General features: G+C 65.8%; 15 protein-coding genes. 4 read left to right on the top strand and 11 right to left on the bottom strand.

Features of this window, described 5'->3' with window-relative positions; all coding sequences use genetic code 11:
* Positions 1-82: 82 nt before the first annotated feature.
* From FVW59_RS06405 to FVW59_RS06380, 6 genes are all read right to left on the bottom strand, one after another.
* A complete protein-coding gene (locus tag FVW59_RS06405; RefSeq protein ID WP_148063396.1) occupies positions 83-1,267 on the bottom strand; it encodes a hydroxymethylglutaryl-CoA reductase in 1,185 nt (394 codons plus the stop codon).
* Between the two features lie 129 nt (positions 1,268-1,396).
* Complete coding sequence (gene recQ, locus FVW59_RS06400; protein WP_148063395.1) at positions 1,397-3,208, bottom strand: DNA helicase RecQ; 1,812 nt, start codon at positions 3,206-3,208, stop codon at positions 1,397-1,399.
* A 49-nt stretch (positions 3,209-3,257) separates the two neighbouring features.
* Positions 3,258-4,733 (bottom strand): acyl-CoA carboxylase subunit beta, encoded by a 1,476-nt coding sequence (locus FVW59_RS06395; RefSeq protein WP_148063394.1) that lies wholly within the window; start codon positions 4,731-4,733, stop codon positions 3,258-3,260.
* 26 nt (positions 4,734-4,759) lie between these two features.
* On the bottom strand, positions 4,760-6,013 hold the full coding sequence (locus FVW59_RS06390; protein ID WP_148063393.1) for a sulfotransferase family protein: 1,254 nt from the start codon (positions 6,011-6,013) through the stop codon (positions 4,760-4,762).
* Between the two features lie 16 nt (positions 6,014-6,029).
* Positions 6,030-7,217, bottom strand: coding sequence for a DUF1214 domain-containing protein (locus FVW59_RS06385; protein ID WP_148063392.1), 1,188 nt, complete (start codon positions 7,215-7,217; stop codon positions 6,030-6,032).
* Positions 7,218-7,322: 105 nt separating this feature from the next.
* Positions 7,323-8,801 carry a flavin-containing monooxygenase gene (locus FVW59_RS06380; RefSeq protein ID WP_148063391.1) on the bottom strand — a complete coding sequence of 493 codons (1,479 nt, stop codon included), beginning with the start codon at positions 8,799-8,801 and terminating at the stop codon, positions 7,323-7,325.
* A 126-nt stretch (positions 8,802-8,927) separates the two neighbouring features.
* Here FVW59_RS06380 and FVW59_RS06375 point away from each other — a divergent pair, with 126 nt between their 5' ends.
* Positions 8,928-9,950 carry a helix-turn-helix transcriptional regulator gene (locus tag FVW59_RS06375; protein ID WP_148063390.1) on the top strand — a complete coding sequence of 341 codons (1,023 nt, stop codon included), beginning with the start codon at positions 8,928-8,930 and terminating at the stop codon, positions 9,948-9,950.
* Here the strand turns inward: FVW59_RS06375 and FVW59_RS06370 are convergent.
* Entirely contained in the window at positions 9,929-11,455 is a 1,527-nt protein-coding gene (locus FVW59_RS06370) for a DUF1214 domain-containing protein (RefSeq protein ID WP_148063389.1), read from the bottom strand. The two genes, FVW59_RS06375 and FVW59_RS06370, sit on opposite strands and share 22 nt — an antisense overlap.
* Positions 11,456-11,665: 210 nt before the next feature.
* Here FVW59_RS06370 and FVW59_RS06365 point away from each other — a divergent pair, with 210 nt between their 5' ends.
* Positions 11,666-12,121, top strand: a complete 456-nt coding sequence (locus tag FVW59_RS06365) for an SRPBCC domain-containing protein (RefSeq protein WP_148063388.1) — start codon at positions 11,666-11,668, stop codon at positions 12,119-12,121.
* 4 nt (positions 12,122-12,125) lie between these two features.
* Here the strand turns inward: FVW59_RS06365 and FVW59_RS06360 are convergent, their stop codons facing one another.
* A complete protein-coding gene (locus FVW59_RS06360) occupies positions 12,126-13,346 on the bottom strand; it encodes a serine hydrolase domain-containing protein (RefSeq protein ID WP_148063387.1) in 1,221 nt (406 codons plus the stop codon).
* A 150-nt stretch (positions 13,347-13,496) separates the two neighbouring features.
* On the opposite strand from FVW59_RS06360, the gene FVW59_RS06355 reads away from it, so the two are divergent.
* Entirely contained in the window at positions 13,497-14,318 is an 822-nt protein-coding gene (locus tag FVW59_RS06355) for an acyl-CoA thioesterase (protein WP_148063386.1), read from the top strand.
* Here the strand turns inward: FVW59_RS06355 and FVW59_RS06350 are convergent.
* Together FVW59_RS06350 and FVW59_RS06345 are read right to left on the bottom strand one after the other, a co-directional pair.
* On the bottom strand, positions 14,307-15,359 hold the full coding sequence (locus FVW59_RS06350; RefSeq protein ID WP_148063385.1) for a 3-ketosteroid-9-alpha-monooxygenase, oxygenase component: 1,053 nt from the start codon (positions 15,357-15,359) through the stop codon (positions 14,307-14,309). The two genes, FVW59_RS06355 and FVW59_RS06350, sit on opposite strands and share 12 nt — an antisense overlap.
* Positions 15,356-17,062: an FAD-binding protein gene (locus FVW59_RS06345; RefSeq protein ID WP_187275790.1), complete on the bottom strand. Its 1,707-nt coding sequence runs from the start codon at positions 17,060-17,062 to the stop codon at positions 15,356-15,358. The genes FVW59_RS06350 and FVW59_RS06345 overlap by 4 nt, the downstream gene beginning before the upstream one ends.
* 233 nt (positions 17,063-17,295) lie before the next feature.
* Here FVW59_RS06345 and FVW59_RS06340 point away from each other — a divergent pair, with 233 nt between their 5' ends.
* Entirely contained in the window at positions 17,296-19,188 is a 1,893-nt protein-coding gene (locus tag FVW59_RS06340; RefSeq protein ID WP_148063383.1) for a DUF3604 domain-containing protein, read from the top strand.
* Here the strand turns inward: FVW59_RS06340 and FVW59_RS06335 are convergent.
* On the bottom strand, positions 19,185-19,817 hold the full coding sequence (locus tag FVW59_RS06335; protein ID WP_148063382.1) for a peroxiredoxin family protein: 633 nt from the start codon (positions 19,815-19,817) through the stop codon (positions 19,185-19,187). The genes FVW59_RS06340 and FVW59_RS06335 overlap by 4 nt on opposite strands.
* Between the last annotated feature and the right edge of the window lie 26 nt (positions 19,818-19,843).

Genomic DNA, 19,843 nt, shown 5'->3' with positions numbered 1-19,843 from the left:
ACTCATTGCATGATAGCCCCCGGGGGCGGCACTGCCACGCCCGGGGGTTCAGCATTCTGAGCCGTACCGCAGCTTGTTTTTGTCAGCGGTTGCGCCCCAGTCGCTCGTGGGCGTCGACCCACTCGTTGCGGCGGGTGGTTTTGTCGACACGGCTGGCGGCGCCGAGGGAGAGTTCGCCCGCCATCACCAGCGCGGCGGCGATTTCCGCCAGCTTCAGGGCCTTGCCGGGACCGTAGCAGTCCATGATTTCAAGGCATTCGCGCTGGGTGGGCAGGGCGGTGCCGCCGCCGTAGGTGGCGACGATCAGGGCCGGCAGGGTGATGGAGAAGTGGTAGTCGCCATCACGCGTCACCTTGTTATAGGTGGTGCACTGGTTGGACTCGCCGATATTGGCGATGTCCTGGCCAGTGGCGAGGTAGAGTGCCGCCAGGCCGTTGGCCGGGTGGGCGGCGTTGTTGGAGGAACTGGTGAGGAAGGCGCTGAGGGTGCTGATACCCTGGCCGTAGTGCATCTGTTCCGGGGTGATGCGCAGGTTGTCGATCAGCACCTGGCGCGGGATGGTGATTTCCGCGGTGACGCGGCGGCCGCGCCCCTTCAGCAGGTTGACCGAGGAGGTTTTTTTCTCGGTGTCGAAATTGCCCGACAGCAGGTAGTGGGACAGGGCCGGGTACTCGCTGTTGATCCACTCGCAGGCGGCGAAGGTCGCCTTGCTGGTCATGTTCTGTCCGGCGGCGTCCCCGGTGCTGTAGTCGAAGCGGGTAAAAACCATATTGTGGGCAATGTAATGCTCGATTTCCCGCAGCTTGCCGACGCTGGTGGTGCCCTCGGCCACGGCGCGCACGCGCTCGGTGTTCTCCACCAGCCACAGTTCAAAGTCGCGGGCGTCGCGGGCGTTTTTGAACACGAAAACCGGGGCCCGCTGCATCGCCTCGCCGCACACCGTGGTCATCACGCCGCCGCTCTCGCGGATCACTTTCATGCCGCGGTTGTAGCTGGCCAGCATGGTGCCCTCGACCGTGGCCATGGGCACGTAGAAGTCGCCCTGGGCGTGCTCGCCGTTGACGCGCAGGGGACCGGCCAGTCCCACCGGAATCTGCGCCACGCCGAACAGGTTCTCGATATTGCCGGACATGACTTCCGGGTCGAAGGAGTAGCGCCGGCTGTGCTCGAGCCTGGCGGGGGTGTTGTCTTCGATGAATTGCTGGCGCTCGGCCACCACTTCGGCGCTGTAATCATTGTCCGGGGAACGGGGAATGGATTTGCTCACGGTTGACTCCACTGTTTGCGGGCGGTGCCCGTTTTGTCAGTTTTAGAATAATGGGTATGGGCGAAGCCGGACAAGTTACCCCGGCTGGCGGTGTCGGTCAATGCCCGGGTTTGTCCGCAACCGGGCGAATCAGGCGGTACCGGGGCTCAGGTGGCCGCGAATCACGTTGAGAAAGTCGCTGCCGTACTTGTCCAGTTTACGCTCGCCGACACCGGATATGTGGGCCATTTCGCTGAGGTTTTGCGGCAGTGCCTCGCACATTTCCTGCAGGGTGCGGTCGTTGAAGATGATGTAGGGCGGTACGCCCTGTTCCTCGGCGAGGCCGCGGCGGCAGTCCCGCAGGGCCTCCCACAGGGCGACATCGATGTAGTCGGGCAGGGGGCCCTTGGTGTGGCGCTGGGCGGTTTTCTGCGGCAGGTCGCGGCGCAGGTCCAGGCGCTCTTCGCCGCGCAGCAGGGGGCGGCACTTCTCCTGCAGGCGCAGGGCGCCGTAGGCCATGTCCACGCTGAGATAGCCGCGTGCCACCAGTTGCCGGAAGACCGAGCGCCACTGGTTGCCGTCGAGGTCCTTGCCGACCCCGAAGGTGGGCAGTTCCCGATGGCCCAGTTGCACGATGCGCTCACTCTCGCTGCCGCGCAGGACATCGATCAGGTGGCTGACTCCGAAGCGCTGGCCGGTGCGGTAGGCTGCCGACAGGGCCTTCTGGGCCGCCTCGGTGCCGTCCCAGGTATTGACCGGGTTGAGACAGGTATCGCAGTTGCCGCAGGGCCCCGGCAGGTTGTCGCCGAAATAGTGCAGCAGGGCCTGGCGTCGACAGCTGGTGATCTCGCACAGGCCGAGCATGGCATTGAGTCGCTGTTGCTCGGCGCGCTTGTGCTCCTCGCTGCCCTCGGAGCCCTCCATCATCTGCCGCAGTTTCATCACGTCCTGCAGGCCGTAGACCATCCAGGCGTCGGCGGGCTGGCCGTCGCGGCCGGCGCGGCCGGTCTCCTGGTAGTAGGCCTCGATGGTCTTGGGCATGTCGAGGTGGGCGACGAAGCGCACGTCGGGCTTGTCGATACCCATGCCGAAGGCGATGGTGGCCACCATGATCAGCCCGTCCTCGCGCAGGAAGCGGGACTGGTGGGTGGCGCGCAGGCGGGCGTCCAGGCCGGCGTGGTAGGGCAGGGCGTTGAAGCCCTGCTGCACCAGCCAGGCGGCCGTTTCGTCCACCTTGTTGCGCGACAGGCAGTAGACAATGCCGGCATCACCCGGGTGTTCCTCCCGCAGAAAGCGCAGCAGCTGCTGGCGCGGGCTCTGTTTGAGGGCGATGCGGTAGCAGATATTGGGGCGGTCGAACCCGGCGATAAACTGCCGCGCTTCGCCCAGGTCCAGCCGCTGCACGATCTCCGCCCGGGTGCGCGCGTCGGCGGTGGCGGTGAGCGCGATGCGCGGCACATTCGGGAAGCGCTCGTGCAGCAGGCTCAGTTGCAGGTAGTCGGCGCGGAAGTCGTGACCCCACTGGGACACGCAGTGCGCCTCGTCGATGGCGAACAGGGCCAGTTCGGCGCGCTCCAGCAGGGACTGGGTGCGGTCCTGGATCAGCCGTTCGGGCGCGATGTAGAGCAGGTCCAGCTCGCCGCTCAGCAGGGCGCGCTCCACCGCTACCACTTCGTCCTGCGGCAGGGTGGAGTTGAGGAAGCTGGCGCGTACCCCGAGCTGGCGCAGGCTGTCGACCTGGTCCTGCATCAGGGCGATCAGCGGTGACACCACCAACGCGCAACCCGGGCGCACCAGCGCCGGCACCTGGTAGCAGAGGGACTTGCCGCCGCCGGTGGGCATCAGCACCAGGGCGTCGCCGCCGGCGATCACGGTGTCGACAATGTCCCGCTGGTGGGCGCGGAAATTCTCGTAGCCGAAGACGGATTGCAGGGTGTGGAGGGCGGTGCCGGTATCGCTCATGGCGCGCAGTATACCGGAGCGGCGGCGCCCCGCCGATGGTCGATTGTGGTCAGTTGCCCGCGGATATCGCCAGCGCCGCGATGATCTCGTTGCGCAGCTGGCGCGGGTCGATCACCTTGTCGAAGGCCATCGCGTCCGCCGGTACCCAGGCGCCGGCCTGCAGGGCCGCCATCTGCTCTGCCTCACCGGCGTCGGCGCCACTCGCCGCGGCCCCGCCGATGGCGGGTACGCCACCCAGGCTGACACAGGGCAGGGCCAGGCTCACGGTCTGGTGGTCGAAGGGGTTCATGCCCATCACCGAGCTGCCAAAGCCGAAAGCCTTGCGCAGGGTCACCACCACCTTGCGGCCGCGGTGACGGCGCTGGGCCAGGAACATGTGCCCGGCGGCGCGCAGTACGCCGCTCTGTTCCGAGGCGGGGCCCGGCATCACGCCCGGGTTGTCCACCAGGCTCACCAGGGGCAGGCCGAAGGCCGCCGCCACCGCCAGGAAATGGCTGGCCTTTTCCGCCGCCTCGGCGGTGATGGCCCCCGCCTGTACCGCCGGCTGGTTGGCCAGTAGCAGACAGGGCGTGCCGCCGATGCGGGCCAGGGCGGTGATGATGTTGCGGCCGTAGTCCGGCTGCAGCTCCAGCAGCGAATCCGCATCCGCCAGCGCTGCCAGCACCCGTTGCATGTTGTAGGCCTGTTGCGGGACCGGCGGGATGATATCCAGCAGTTCCTCCAACTCACGTTCCTCGGCGCTGTGCTCAAGGGTTGGCAGCGCGGCGCCGGCGCGCGCGGGCAGGTAGCCGAGAAAGCGCCGGGCCAGTGCCAGGGCCTCGGCGTCGCCGGCGCAGAGGTTGTGCGCCACTCCGCTCTGGCGCGTATGCATCTGCGCACTGCCGAGCTCCTCCGGGGTGACTTCCCGCCCCAGGGCGGCAGCCACCAGCGGGGGGCCGGCGCTGAACATTGTGGCGCCCTCACTCATGATGATGAGGTCGGCAAACATGCCGGTGAGGGCACCGTGGCCGGCGGAGCTGCCCAGCACCAGTGACACCACCGGCACTCGCCCCTTCAGGTCCGCCACCAGTTGCAGGTCGCCGGGGGCGTGGGGATAGCGCTCGCCCTGGTTACTGGCGCGCTCACCGGCGCCGTCCAGCAACAGCACAAGGGGCAACTGCCGTTCCAGCGCCAGCCTGACCAGGCGCGCTCGCTTGGCGGCGTTGGGGTGGCCGATGGAGCCGCCCTTGACGGTGAAGTCCTCGGCAATGACCACCACGCTGCGGCCGTCGATGCGTCCGGTGCCGCCCACCAGGGCGTCGGCCGGCACCGGCGGCTCGCCGCCGGGGTGATTGCCGCCAGCCAGGGCGCCGTACTCGCTGAAGCTGCCGGCGTCCAGCAGTTGCGCAATGCGTTCCCGCGCGGTGAGGCGGCCGCGCGTGTGCTGGCGTTCGATCTTTTCCGGGCCACCCATGGCCTGCGCGATGGTGTGGCGCTCATCGAGCTGTTGCAGCAGGGCCTGCCAGAGCGTGCGTGAGTCAGTCATGGGGTTTCCTGTTGAATATCGGTGGCTCAGGCTTCGTCGGGCACATTGTAGCGCTGCTGGTAATTGGCGAAGTAGCGGCGCTCTGCGCTGCGCGACCTATCCACCTGGTAGCGGTGCTGGCCGAACTTGCCCTTCGGCTTGGCTGCCAGGTAGGCGAGCATGGCCGCTTTGGTGCTATCGGCAAGCGGCATCCCGAAATGCCGGTAGATGTTCTCGATGCAGTCCATCGGCGCATCCATCAGGTCCTGGTAGCGGGAGTCGGTAATGCTGGCTGCGGGAACAATACCGTTATCGCGTTGCGCCATGACGTGCTCGAGGCGGGCGGCGGTGGCCTCGCCCATGATGATGTTTTCGAACAGCGCCGCGTTGAAGGGCTGGTCGCTGCGCATCCGGTACAGGGTGCCCATCAGGCTGGTGGCCGAGGCCATGCACTTGATCGGGTCGCGGTGGGTTTGCACGATGCGCGCATCCGGGTAGGTCGCGAGGAGAGTGTCCAGGTGCACCTGGTGTTCCGGGGCCTTCAGCAGCCAGCGCCGGCGCGGGTGCTTCCACTGCAGGATCTGCAGGATGCGCTTGTGCCAGGCGTACACCCGGGCGAAGTCGGCCCCCGCGCACCAGGCGGCGTAGCTGGGTGTCTGGTGCAGAGAGGCGATGTGGTCGCTGACAAAACTGCCGGCCATCAGCAGGCCGCACTCCGCGGGGATGTCGCCGCGCATCTCGTGCATGCGGGCAAAGTCCGGCGCCACGCGGCTCCACTGGGTAAACAGCCTGTCGGCCCAGGGGATGCGCGGGTCGCTGGCGTAAGTGGCGGCCTCCGGCGGCGGGCAGGGTTGCAGGGCCTCCCACATCTGCGGCACGCCGACGTCGGGATCCTGCGACAGCAGTTCGAACAGGATGGAGGTGCCGGAGCGCGGCAGGCCAACGATTACCATCGGTGCGCTGATCTGCTCGTCCAGAATTTCCGGGTGACGGGCGAGCAGGTCGGTCACCATCAGCCGCGTGCGCAGCCACAGGAAAATATCGTGGCGCGCCATCAGGCGGCCCATCAGGGTCAGTTGGGCCTCTTCCTCCAGCGCCTTGAGTAGGACCCGGAAGGGTTCGCGCCAGCCGTCGTCGCCGAAATCCCCAAGGCCGGTGGAGCGCCGCGCGGCGGCGACCAGGGAGTCCTCGTCCAGTGGTACCGTGGCCGGCAGGTCGAAATAGCTGCCCTCGGCATTCACGGCCGCCAGCCAGGGGGGCGGCGGTGCTGCGGCCCAGGCGGGCGCGTTCTGCTCACTCATGGCTGCCTCCCGCGCATCAGACAGGAAAACGCTTGTGGATACCGCGACGCCGGCCCGCCAGTTGCGCAAGCCGGTCTTCCGCGCTGATGCGCTGCACGCCGGCCGGCAGGTGCTGTTCCAGTGCAGCCAGCTTCACCTGCTGGCATTCCGGCACCGGGTAATGGCTGGCGCCCATCCAGCGGGTGGTGATATAGCCCTCTACATGGCCCGAGGGGTCGAGCCAGTTGGGCAGGCCGGGATCGCTGTGCGCCACCACCAGCAGCAACTCGCCGCTGTCCTCCAGCCGCGCGTGGTGACAGTTGGTGCTGCACAGGCGGTAGCGGTAGTCCATGGTCTCCCACCAGTAGTTGCCGAACTCCACCGCCCAGTAGTCCGCGTCGGGTGGCGTGACCCGGACGATCAGCGCCTCATCCCGCGGCACCTTCCAGTAGCAGATCAGCGGTTCACCGCCGGGGGTGGCGTCGATCTGGTTGTCGTCGAGCTGGCGGTAGGACAAAAAGCGGTTGGGCTGGCACTGCCACTTGTCCAGCATGTTCGCCCAGTAGTGGGTGGAGTCCTTCACCCAGGCGGCGCTGGCGGCGAGGCCGCGCTGCAGGGTATCGATATCGAATTCGGGGGAGGGCAGGGCTTCGCCGTGACGATCGATGCGTGCGTCCATCGGCGCTTCGTTTTCCCAGTCGGCGAAGAACTGGCGGACGGTGACACGCCAGGCCCCGGGGGTGGTCCTGATCCAGTTGCCGGGCATCGGCTCAGGGCCCAGGTGCACCTCGAAGTAGCCCCTGTCATCGACCTCGATCTGCTGATCGATCAGGTTGCCCACCACGCCGCCGCCCCAGGGCGTAGCGCCGTCTTCCAGCACAGTGATGGCGAAGAATCTGGCGTCGCCGCGATAGCCGCTGATGGTGTAGCTGTGTTCGCCGTTGACCGGAGCGCCGAGGTAGAGGGCGTCGGTGTTGTCGCCGCCCTGTTTGCGCAGGGGGTCGAAGTAGTGCAACAGCTCGGGAAAATCCGGGTTGTTGTTCTCCAGGTTGAATTGCAGGCCGAGGGCGATATTGCGCGCCAGCAGGCGCAGGCCCTTGGCGCGGTCGATGTCGTGGGCGGGGGTGGTGTCGCGGAAGATGATGTCGCCCGCGGCTTTCAGTTCATCGCAGAATGCGGCCCAGCTCTGCCGCAGAGCCGGGTCGTTGGGGTTGTCGCCGAACATGCTGGCCTGCCTCCGGTGTCGATTGCCTGGCCGGCATCATACTGCCGGGGGCGGCGGGCAGGGCAAGCGCGAAGGGAGCGGAGGGCGGCCGCCCCCCGTTTCGGTTCAAGTATTCGCCGCAACCGCTGCCGAAAGGCCGAAGGCCTCCCACTTCGGCGCTGCCATTTCCTGCACGAAGCGCTGGTAGTTCCAGGGCCAGCTGGAGGGAATCCCGTCCTTGTCCAGGTACCAGCTGTTGCAGCCGCCCTTGAACCAGACCGTCTGCTTTGCGGCCTCTACGCGGGCCGCTTCGTAGTCCTGCATGGCCTGCATGGTGGGGGCGATCTCCGGGCACTCGCCGGAACGGATGCGCTCCATCAGTTGCTCGATATAGCCCCACTGGTTCTCCGCGATGTCGATCAGGGAGAAATTCCCCACCGGGCCGGAGGGACCATTGAGCATGAACAGGTTGGGAAAGTCCGGCATGGACACCGCCAGGTAGGCGAGCGGGCGCTCCTGCCACAGCTTGTCGAGGCTGGCGCCGTTGCGTCCGCTGATGGCCATCGGCCGCATGAAGCAGTCCGGGTGGAATCCGGTGGCGAAGACAATGATGTCCAGCTCGTGCAACTGGCCGTCGCGGGTGCGGATACCCTCGGGTTCGATGCACTCGATGCCGCTGTCCACCAGTTCGCTGTCGGGGTGCTGGATGGCCTGGTAGTAGTCCGGGGAAAAAATCAGGCGTTTGCACAGGGGAGCGTGATCCGGGCGCAGGCGCTCGCGCAGCTCGGGATCGGTCACGCTCTCTTCCAGGTTCTGCAGGCAGGCCGCCGCCATGTGCTGCGAACCGGGAGAGTCCGAGTCGGTGATGGCCTGGGTGTACTGCTCCACCGCCTCCATGTAACCCTTCACATCCATAACTTCTTCCAGTACCGCTGGATCGCGGAAGGCGGCGCGCTCCTCCTCGCTGAAATAGCCGTTCTCCACCGGCATGATCCACTGGGCGGTGCGCTGGTAGTGCTCCAGCTTCGCCACCTTGCCGGCCAGGGCGGAGATGATCTGCACGCCGGTGGAGCCGTTGCCAATGACGCCGATACGCTTGCCTTCCAGAGGCACGCTGTGATCCCAGCGGGCGGAGTGGAAGAGGTGGCCCTCGAAACTGTCGGCGCCCTTGATGTCGGGGAAGCGCGGCTTGTGCAGCACGCCGGTGGCGGCGATCAGCACGTCCGCCACGTCCTCGCGGCCGCTGTGGAAGCCGAGGTGCCAGCGCCCGTCGCGCCACTCGGCGCTGCTGGCTTCCTCGTTGAAGCGGATCACCTCATTGAGGCCGTATTTTTCTGTGGTGCGCTCGAAATAGCCCTGGATTTCAGCCCCCGGAGGCAGGTGCCGGGTCCAGTCCGGGTTGCGCTCGAAGGAGTAGGTGTAGTGGTGCGAAGGCACGTCGCAGGTCAGCCCCGGGTAGGTGTTCTCCCGCCAGGTGCCGCCAACGCGGTCGGCCTTCTCGTAAATGTTGATATCGCGATAGCCGCGCTCCAGCAGCTTGATGCCGGCGAGGATGCCGGCCATACCGGCGCCGAGTACGACGACGCGAAGATCCTGCTCTGCCATGGTTCTGTCTTCCTGTTGCAAGTCAGCCCCTAGCTTAGTGTGCATTGGCGCAACAATGCATATCAGAAGTGATAATTCGCCATGACATTATTGTTCGCTGTTCCGGCTCCGTTGTAAGCTCCGCCCATGTCTGCCTCGACGCCCACTGATACCGCCGGCACGGCCTTTGATACCGTGCATGCCTCCTTCATGCCGCTGGTGAGCCTGCTGCGCGGCGAGCTGCACGCGGGGCTCGCCGAGGTCGGCCCGGCGCCGCGCAATCTGGGCGAGTTCACGCGCTGGTACCTGCAGGTGGTGCAGCGACTGGAAGCCGAGGTCGCACAGGATTTCGAGCGCCCTTCCATGGCGCGTGAGGCCGTGGAGCTGATGTGCCGCGGCGCCATCAGCGCCGCCACCGTGGCGGAGGCCATCGACCTGTGCCGTCGTTTCATGGCCCTGCTGCATCCGCGGGCCGGTGCCCTGGCCCTGAAACTGAAGGGTGATACCGCCAGCCTGCAACTGGATTCCCTGCGCCCGCGAACGACCACCGCCAGCAGCCTGGTGGACATCACCGGCCTGTTCGCCTTCCGCCAGTTGCTGCAGTGGCTGGCGGGCCGTGAACTGCCGCTGCGGCAGGTGTGTATCGGCCCGATCCAGCGCGATGACGTGCTGCCCTTCCTCAAACTGTTCCGCGCCCCCGTGCTGGCCGGCGGTGACCGCTATTCCCTGGACTTCGACAGTACCGCCCTCAACTGGCCCTGCGTGCGCGGCCGCACGGAGTTTGATGCCTTCTTCGAGCTGTTCCCCTGCGCGGTATTCGGCGTGCGCGCACAGGATATTGGCGCCCAGGTCAGCGCCATGATGGTGGCGGCGCTGGAGCGCGGCGAAGGTATCCCCTCTCAGGAGCAGTTGGCGGGCATTCTGGAAGTCCCCCTGTCCACCCTGCGCCGCCGCCTGCGGGAGAGCGGCGCGGGCTACCGGGAGCTGCGCGAGCAGTGCCTGTCGGAAGTGGCGGCGCAGTTGCTGCAGCGCGGTGACCTCGGCGTGGCCCAGGTAGCCGCGCAACTGGGCTTCAGCGATGCCGGGGCCTTCCGCCGCGCCTTCCACCAGTGGTTCGGCTGTTCCCCCCGGGCCTGGCTGGCCGCGGCTCAGTCGACCCGCACGACCTGAGGCATGGCGTAGCGGCCGTCGATCAGCGGCGCCATGGGGCCGTAGAAGCGGGCCGCGAACTGGAAGCCACCCGCGGCCGGCAGGGGCAGCCAGTTGCGCTGCTGGTCGGGGTCGGTGGGCGCCTCCCGCTGCAGGTAGAACACCAGTTTGCCGTCCTCCACGTGGTAGTCCCCGGCCTGGTACTGGTAGCTGGTGGCGTTGTAGCGGTCGATGGCGTTGTCCACCAGGTAGCCCTGGGCGTCGTACACCGGCAGTTCCCAGAACTCGGTGACCGGCGGCAGCTGGTCGACATCGAAGCTCAGGGTGTAGCGGTGGTCGCTGTCCAGGGGGCGGCCTTCGCTGTCGTCAAACAGGTAGGCGATGCTGTGTGACTGGTAGTGCACCGGGCTGCCCCAGGCCACGTCCTGGGCGCCGGCGCGGCCGCGGTAATCGAGATCGTCGTAGAACAGACTGGACTGCAGTTGCCAGCCGTTCATGTCCACCAGGGCCGCTGCCATCGCCGCGCGCGCCACCGGGCGGGCGTCGCGATAGCCGGCATTCACCGCGTCGCGCTGGGCGGCGCTGAGAGTCGATGGGTCGAAGCGCTTGCCGGGCGCGATGCCCAGGGCGGCGAGGCGCTTCAGGGTGCTGGTTTCCCGCTGCGAATCCCGCTGCAGGGTCATGGCGCTGTCGTTGACCGCCAGGCTCAGCAGTTGCAACAGGTCCACCCCGGTCATCGATTTGCCGATGTCGCCAATCATGGCCATGCGCGGGAAGCTGCGGTAGTCCGCGCGAATTTTCGGTTGCTCTGCCAGCGGCGGAAACGCGCCGCCGTGTTCCCGCCACAGCGACAGCGGGCCGGCACTGAAACTGTCCACCACCTGCCGCGCCCCCGCCAGGTCTTCGGGGTCGTTGCGATCGAGGACTGCCACCCGCAGGGTGGCGGAGAAGGCCGCCGAGGGCGCCTGGATAATCTGGGTGGAGGCAAATTCCGGTGGTAGCGCACCCTGCCAGTCGGGGCCGACAATCAGGTAGCGCTGGGCGTGACTGCCGGTGAACTGCGGGCCGGCCAGCAGGAACCAGCGGGCGTACTGGTCCACGGTCTGCAGGCTCCAGTAACGGCCCGGGGCAATGGCTGTGGTTTCCAGCACCACCGGCTCCTGCGATACGTCGAACATGCCGCCCGAGTACAGCGTCGAGGCATTGACCGTGGTGGCATAGCGGTCCCTGGCATCCATCAACTTGTACAGGGGGTTCAGGCGGTTGATACCGGTGTAGATGGGATTGCGCTCGTCGGCGAGCTGGGTATAGAGATAGCGCAGCTCATAGAAACCGGCGATATTGAGACCCCAGTAGTAGGCCTCGGCAGTGAGTTCGCTGATCTGTGCCGGCGTCAGGTCGGCGCTGATGCCGCTGGCGCTGAGGTCGCCGTGCGCCGCCTTCAGCGGGGCGGCCGCGACGGCGAGGCAAAGTGCAGTGACAGCGATCCATAGCGTGCAGGTGGCGCGGAAGTGGTGGCAGAGCATGTTCGGGCGTTTCCTGTCCTTATGTTGTGCTGGAGTATCCCCGGCGATCTCCGGCATGAACAGGACGCATGTGTCCAGCAACCCCCTCCCGAGTGTTCAATGGTTGTCGATTCAATTGTCTGAACCAGGGCTGCCGCCTGCGGCTGCCGGCCTTTACCCCCGCTGCAAGCGGGCGCAGTATCAGCCGCATCGATAACAGGGAGATGGGCGATGATTGAAGGCATGACGGTGAGTTCGGATGTGGTGGAGATCGACGCTCCGGCTGCCCTGGTGTGGCAGGTGCTGGTGGACTTTGAGCGCTACGGCGAGTGGAACACCTTCTGCCCGGTGGCCGAGGCGGAACTGGTGCTGGATACGCCCATTCGCATGCAGGTGGACCTCGGCTTCGGCCTGCAGGAACAGGTGGAGTATATCTGCCGCATTGAACCGGAGCGCGTGGTCGCCTGGCGCATGGAGAACCGGCCGGAAGACCCTATTCACGCTGTGCGCACCCAGGTCATCACGCCGCTGGGCGAGCACCGCTGTTCCTACGTATCTTTTGACGAATTCGGCGGCCCGGAGGCCGCCGGGATGATGGAGGCAATGGCGAAGCCGGTGGAGCAGGGCTTCAATCGCTGCGCCTATGATTTGAAGGCGCGCTGCGAGGCCCTGTACGCCTCCGGCTGAGGCATCAGTCGGCGCCCAGTGACTGGGCGATGTCCTGGAGGTAGTCGATGTAGGCCAGCTTGTATCGGGGGTCGAAGTTCTTCTGGTCCGCCGCCAGTTTGACGATCACTACCCGGTTGCCAGGATGAACGTAGATATTCTGGCCCCAGATGCCCCGGGCGAGGTAGTCGCCATCCCAGTTCCTGGGTGTCCACCACTGGTACTGGTAGCCCGATACGCTGGACGAGGCGGGGTTCTCTCCCGGCATCAGGTGGGGCTCGTTTGGCGTGACTGAGGCCTGCACCCAGCCCTCGGGCAGGATGCGCTGGTCGCCGCGCTTGCCGTCATTGAGATAGAGCAGGCCGAGCTTGGCGTAATCCCGCGCGCTGGCGGCCAGGCCGCCCATCGCCAGTTCCTGCCCCTCGCCATCCAGCGTCCACAGGCCCCTGTTTTCCATGCCAAGTGGCTGCCAAAGGCGGCTGTTCATATATTCGGTGAGACTTTCGCCGGTCACCCGTACCAGCAGAATGCCCAGCAACTGGGTATTGATACTGGCGTAGTGGTTGTAGGTACCGGGCGGGTGCTCCCTGTCGAGGGTGTTGATGTACTCCAGGTAGGTCATCGGCGGCACGAGGGTAGTCATGCGGTTGATGTCCGATTCCGGGTCGGTATAGGTCTCGTCAAAGCGTACCCCGGAGGACATCTGCAGCACATGCTTGATCGTCACGTTGTCGAAGGTCGGGCTGTCCAGTTGCGGCAGGTACTTGCGGATTGGGTCGTCCAGGCTGTCGATTTTTCCCTCAGCCAGGGCGATGCCCAGCAGTGCGGAGGTGAAGGATTTGGCGACGGAAAACGAGGTGTGCAGGCTGTCGACGCTGTCGCCGTGGCGATACTGTTCATAGATGACTTTGCCGTCCTTGATGACCAGCAGGGCCGAAGTGTCGGAGAGCTCAATGAAGTCCTCCAGCGACGTATCCTCGCCGAGGAAATCGCCGCTGTAGCTGAGCGAGTTGTCGGCTGCGCCAAGTCGCCAGGGATTCGATGACGGCGGCATGACCGAGGTCGGGACAAAGCGCTCCATGTGGCGGAAGTTCTCGAAGCGGTCGCCGGCAAACAGGGCGGTAAATCCCGCTGCCTGCTCGCCGGAGTCGGTGCCGCCGATGGTGACACCCGCGGCCTGGGCGAAGGCGCTGCCCAGTGCCGCCGTCAGTAGCAGGGGGCGAAGGAATGACGGTGTGTTCTTCATGTTATGTACCCGTAGTTGCCGGTGTTTAAAGAGAAGCGACGCTCATCGCGCTATGCGAACAGGTCCCGGGCCATTCTAGGGGCGACGACAGCGTTCTGCCAGCAAGGCTTCCTGTATGATGTGCCGTTTTGCCTGCAGGGAGCTTTGACCTTGTCTTCACCATTCCTCACCCTTGAACCCACCGGCAACAAAACCCGCTGGCGCATGCCGGTTACCGCCGATGTCTGTGTGGGCGCCAGCCCCCATGTATTCATGTTCGGCGGTGTCGGGCTCGGCGCCGCGGCGCTGGCGGCGGAATTGACCACCGGGCGCGAGACGGTGTGGGTCAGCGCCCAGTTCCTGTCCTACGCGCGTATCGGCGATACCCTGGAACTCGAGGTCGAGGAACTCAATCGCGGTTTTCATGTGAGCCAGGTACGGGTGATGGCGAAAGTGGCCGGCAACCCGATTCTTACCGCCACCGCCGCCCTCGGTGAGCGCGAGGGTATCCCTGAAGACCAGTGGTCCGTCATGCCGTCAATGCCGGCGCCGGAGGACTGCGTGGCGCAGCCGGCCTGGCCCACCGATGAGGCGAAGTTAATGGATCGTCTGGATATCCGGGTCGCGCCGGACAGCTTCGCCGCATTGCCCATGAAGGGCCGGCGCAGTGATGACGGCCGCACCCTGATGTGGGCGCGTGCCCGCGAGGGCGCGGCATTGAACACGGATTTTCTCGGGGTGCTGGAGGACTTTGTACCGTCCTGCCTGAGCGCCGCTTTCGGTATGGGCTGGGGCGGCACCAGTCTCGACAATACCCTGCGCGTGCTGCGCCGGGTGCCATCCGAATGGGTGCTGTGCGATGTGCGTATCAGCGGCTCCGCGCGCGGTTTCGCCCACGGCTCGATCTACATGTACGCCGAGGACGGCAGCCTGGTTGCCAGCGGCAGCCAATCCATGATCCAGCGCTATTTCGATATCGAGTTACGCCGGTAGGTAGAAGCGCTCGTACCAGCGTCGCAACTTGTTGATCGGCCCGTCGCCATCGCAGAGGATGGGATCTTCCCGGTACATCTTGTCCTGCCAGATCAACACGTCCTGCCCGAAGGCGGCGTGGGCCACCGACGGGTAGAGCCGGGTGAACTCCTCTGGCAGTGGATCGTCCGTCAGGCTGCTCATGATCACCGCGGAGCAGAGGTCCACTTCGCTGTCGTTGACCGGGGTGTGGTAGTTCACCCACCAGCTCTTGAAGCTGATGTCGGGGCTGCGTGACTCCGTGTAGTAATACATGATCGACGGCCCGTGGTAGGTGGCGTCGCCCCAGGCGTCCGCCTCCATGCCGGCGCCCTGGTTGCGTGCGTCCACCAGGTCGAAGGGCAGGCCCGGCGGGGTGATCATGCCCGCCTCAGGATCGCGCTTGACCTTGGAAATCTGTGTCACGGTGACATCGCCAAAGTGGTTCTCGAAGGACTGTACCTTGCCGCCGTGCACGTGAGGGAAGTGGGCGATGTCGACGATATTCTCGATCACATCGCAGGGTTTGGCGCGGATGCGCGAGCGCTGGAACTGCCAGTCGCCCCAGTTGTCGGCGCCCCAGTCGTCGATGGCCGGAAGATAGTCCAGCGGGGCGGAATCCTCGGGGCAGTACCAGATGGCGATGAAGCCGTTGCGCTCGGTCACCGGCCAGCTTTTCAGGGCGTGTTTCGCCCGCGGCGGAATCTGTTTGGCGTAGGGAATTTCCGTACATTCGCCGCTGCCCTGGAACACCCAGCCGTGAAAGGGGCAGGCGATGGCATCGCCGCAGATGCGGCCGCCGTCGCTGGCCAGGTGGGCGCCGAGGTGGGGGCAGTAGGCGTCCAGCACAAAGGCCTCGCCCGATGCGCCGCGCCAGGCGACAAACTCGTGGTCGAAGTAGTGAAAGCTCTTCATTTCACCGTGTACCAGCTCCGAGGAGAACAGCACGATGTGCCAGCCGCGCGCATAGCGGCCCGCTTCCAGGTAGGCGTATTTGCTGCCGCTGCTTGTATCGGTGCTCATGGTGATTCCTTTGCGGTGGCGCCCAGGGCGTGTTGGGCGGCGATGTAGGCGAAGGTCATGGCGGAGCCAATGGTGGAGCCGGCGCCGGGATAGGTATCGCCCATGACGGCGGCGCTGGCGTTGCCGGCGGCGTAGAGCCCGGGAATGACCTCGCCGCTCCTGTCCAGCACCTGCGCGTGTTCATTGCAGAGCAGGCCGCCCTTGGTGTCGAGGTCGCCGGGTTCGCAGCGCAGGGCATAGTAGGGCCCTTTTTCCAGCGGTGCCAGCGAGGGGTTGGGCTGCACCTTCGGGTCGGCGTAGTAGCGGTCGTGCAGGCTGTCCCCGCGGCCGAACAGCGGGTCCTTGCCGAGGCGGGCATGGTGGTTGAAATCCGCCACCGTCTGCTCCAGGGCGTGGCCGTCCATGCCCAGCTGCGCCCCCAGTTCGAACAGGGTATTGGCGCGGCTCAGCAGGCCGTTTTCAAAGTACGTCTGTGGCAGCCGGCTGTCGGGGGTGATCTTCGAAGGTTTGATATGCCCGGCGGTATATTTCTCGCGGAAGGTCGCATCGAACACCAGGTAGCAGGGCACGGCGCCTTCGCCGCGCTGCTCGGAGGCATACTGGTCCTTGACCACATCCTCGTAGGGCTGGGCTTCATTGGTAAAGCGCCTGCCCTGGCGGTTGACCATGATCGAGCCGGGATTGGATTTGCCGGAGATCAGCGCCAGGCTGCGGCCGTCTGGCAGGAGGTAGGTGGGCGACCACCAGGCGCTGCCCATGAAACCCAGCGCGGCATCCACTTTTTCCCCGAGGGCAATGCCGTCGCCGGTAGCGCCCGGCGCGGCCGCCGTCCAGCGATCGCTGGAGGGCTGGGGCTGGTACTGTTTGCGCAGGCCGGCGTTGCGGGCAAAGCCGCCGGTACACAGCAGCACGCCGCGCTTTGCGCGCACGGTGACCGGCTGGCCCTCGCGTGTCACCCGGGCCCCGCACACGCGGCCGTTTTCATACAGCAATTCCGCCACCGGTGTGTTCAGCCACAGGGGAATGTCGCGATCCAGCAGCGAGCGGCGCAAGCGGGCCACCAGCGCCGGGCCGAGGGTGAGGCGGTCATCGCCGCGCTTTGCCAGGCGGGCGGGCAGGTCCAGGTAGTAGCGCGCCGCCAGTCTGGCGCCGAGCAGGTAGGCGCCGAAATCCATTTCCTGCAGGCGCCGGCCTTCCACCACCGATACATTGAAGGGCAGCAGCAGGCCGGTGTAGTGATCCCGGCTCATGCTGCTGGCCGCCGCGCCCAGAGCGCGGATGTGGATGGGCGCCGGATCCATGGAGCGGCCGCCGGACTGGTAGCCGGGCACGCTGTCGTAGTAGTCCATGTAGGCGGGTAGCGGTGTGTAGTGCACGTGACTGTGCTGCATCATGAAGCGCAGCATTTCGCTGGCGCGCTCGGCGTAGGCCCGTATCCGCGGGGCCGGCACGCTGTTGCCGATCAGGCCGTGCAGATACTGGTAGGCATCTTCGCTGCTGTCGTCGATGCCGAATTCCGGCAGGCGGTGGTTGGCCGGTATCCAGGCCACGCCGCCGGACTTTGCGGTGGTGCCGCCGTAGACGGCTTCCTTCTCCACCAGCAGCACACTGCCGCCGAGCTGGTGGGCCACGACGGCGCCGGTCATGCCGCCGGCTCCGGCGCCAGCTACCAGCCAGTCAACCTCGTGTTCTTTCTCTGTCATCTTATCGTTATGGGCCTTGCGTCTGTTGGCGCCCATGGAAGCACGGTGGCGCGGGTGTGAACACGCGTTGCAAAAACAATCCTTTCGCCAGTTTAACTTTCCGGCCCTGCTGATTGACGGGTATTGCCGGCGGCCCTATGGTCGGCTCAGGTCACACATACAAGGAATAACAAGGTGAATAGTCAGTTCAGTCGCACTGCGATCACAGGCGCCGCGCGCACAGGGAAAATGCTGTGAAAGCGCCAGTTGCGGCGCTGCTGGCGCTGCTGGCGGCACCGTCATTGGCGGCACCTGACTACAGCGAGCAGCGCCAGCCCTGCAGCGACTACCAGACACAGAAGCAGGCCTTTTTCGGCGATCTGCACGTGCACACCCGCTATTCGCTGGATGCCAGCACCCAGGGTACTCGCACCACCCCGGCCCAGGCCTACGCCTTCGCCCGTGGTGAGAAACTGCCGATACAGCCCTGGACCGATGAGGGGGAGGGGCGGCGCTCCCTGCAACTGCGCCGGCCGCTGGATTTTGCCATGGTGTCCGATCACTCGGAGCTGATTGGCGAAGTCGCCATGTGCAACACGCCGGGCATGGAGGGCTACAACAGCTGGCAGTGCCTGGTGTATCGCCACTGGCCGCGGGGTGCCTTCTACCTGTTCAATGCCTGGGCTTCCATTCAGGCCTCTCATCTCGGCTTGTGTGGCGAGAACGACGAACTGTGCCTGGAGGCAGCCAAGGGACCCTGGCGGGAAATGCAGGAGGCCGCGGAAGCCCACTACGATCGCAGTGCTGACTGCTCCTTCACTACCTTTGTCGGTTACGAGTGGACCGGTGGCGAAGCGGAGAGCGGCGGCAACCTGCATCGCAATGTCGTGTTCCGCAATGCGGAGGTGCCGCCGCGCCCGATCAGCTTTATCGATGGCCCGGCGGCCTCCAGCCTGTGGCACAGCCTGGACCAGCAGTGCAACAGCGCCGACGGCGCCTGCGACTCTCTGGTGATACCGCACAACGCCAACCTCAGCGCCGGCTACATGTACAGTGGCCTGAAGGACGACGGGAGTCCGATGGATGCGGATTACGCGCGCCTGCGCAAGCAATTCGAGCCGCTGGCGGAGATCATGCAGCACAAGGGAGCATCGGAGTGCTTCTACCAGGCCGGCGTCACCCAGGACGAACTCTGCGCCTTCGAGCAGCAGCCCATCGACAATATTTCCGGCTTTGACAATCCGCCCGGTCCGGAAACCGGCTTCCTGCGCGAGGCGCTGGGGGAGGGCATGCAGATTGAGCGCCAACTGGGGGTCAATCCCTATCAGCAGGGTTTTATCGCCAGCACTGACACTCACCTCGGCTCACCGGGTGCGGTGGAGGAGGATCGTTTTCTCGGCCACGGCGGCGCGGGAGTGCCCGCCGCCAAAGAAATTCCACCCGGCCTGCCGGACAAGCTGGAGTACAACCCCGGCGGACTGGCGGTACTGTGGGCGGAAGAAAACAGCCGCGATGCCCTGTTCCGGGCCATGCGCCGCCGCGAGGCCTACGGTACCAGCGGCCCGCGCATCGAGGCGCGCTTCTTTGCCGGCTGGGACTACCCCGAAAACCTGTGTGACCAGCAGGATCGCATAGAACAGGCCTATGCCGGCGGGGTGCCGATGGGCGGGGAGTTGGCGGCACCACCGTCTGCCGCCGCCCGGCCAACCTTCCTGCTGGCGGCGCGCCAGGATAGCGGTACCGCGGATCATCCGGGTATGCCGCTGCAACGCCTGCAGATGGTGAAAAGCTGGCTGGATGCCGACGGCGAGCGTCACGAGACGGTGCTGGATGTGGCGGGCGATGGCGGCAACGGCGCCGGGGTGGACACCGCGACCTGCGCCACTCACGGCGAAGGTTTCGCCGAGTTGTGCACGGTGTGGCAGGATGCCGACTTCAATCCGCAGCAGCCAGCCTATTACTACTCACGCGTGGTGGAAAATCCCAGTTGCCGCTGGAGCCAGCGCCAGTGTATTGCCGCGGGGGTGAGCTGCGACGATCCCGACAGTGTGCCCGAGGCCTTCGCCAACTGCTGTGCCGCCGAGCACCGCCCGGTGGTGCAGGAGCGGGCCTGGACCTCGCCGGTCTGGTATACGCCCGCCAGCTAGCGTCCCAGGGCTTCCTGGGCAAAGGCGAGCGCCGCGGCGGCGTCGACCCGGCTGCTGTAGGCCTCGATGAACAATTTGCCGACCACCTTGCCGGCCGGGTCGATGATGATCATGCCGGGGTGCGGGATGCCGTACTGGGTGTCCTCCGGCTGGTACTGCTCATTGAGAATGCCCAGCGTCTTGAAGCTCATGGCGTCGATGTCCGAGAGCAGCGGGATGGTGATGCCGTGCTTGTCGGCAAAGGCCTGCTGCTCGGCGGGGCTGTCGTAGGTGATCGCCACCAGGCTGATACCGGCGGCATCAAAGGCCGCCTTGTGTTGTTGTAGCTGCACCATCTGCTTCATGCAGTAGGGGCACCAGGCCAGGGAGCGACTGGCGACGAAGGCGGTGCCCTGCGGCCCGGCGAAGTCCGTCAGCAGGCGCACGGTGTCCCCGCGATAGCGGGCGTAGATGCCGGGGAATTGTGAGCCGACGGCGGGGCCGGGATCGAAACTGTCGGTGTCCGCCGCGACAAACATGTTCTCGGTGAGCTTGTTGTAGGCGGCCTCCTTCACCCTGTCCTGGTTGCTGTACAGCAGGGCGATGGCGAGCAGCAGGATGGCGGCAAAAATGATCAGGACACGTTGCATGTTGGTTGGCCGTTATTAGCTTATGC

Source organism: Parahaliea aestuarii (assembly GCF_008064635.1).
Taxonomy (GTDB): domain Bacteria; phylum Pseudomonadota; class Gammaproteobacteria; order Pseudomonadales; family Halieaceae; genus Parahaliea; species Parahaliea aestuarii.
Note: the sequence above shows the minus strand (reverse complement) of the source record. Positions and strands in the feature narration are given on the sequence as shown.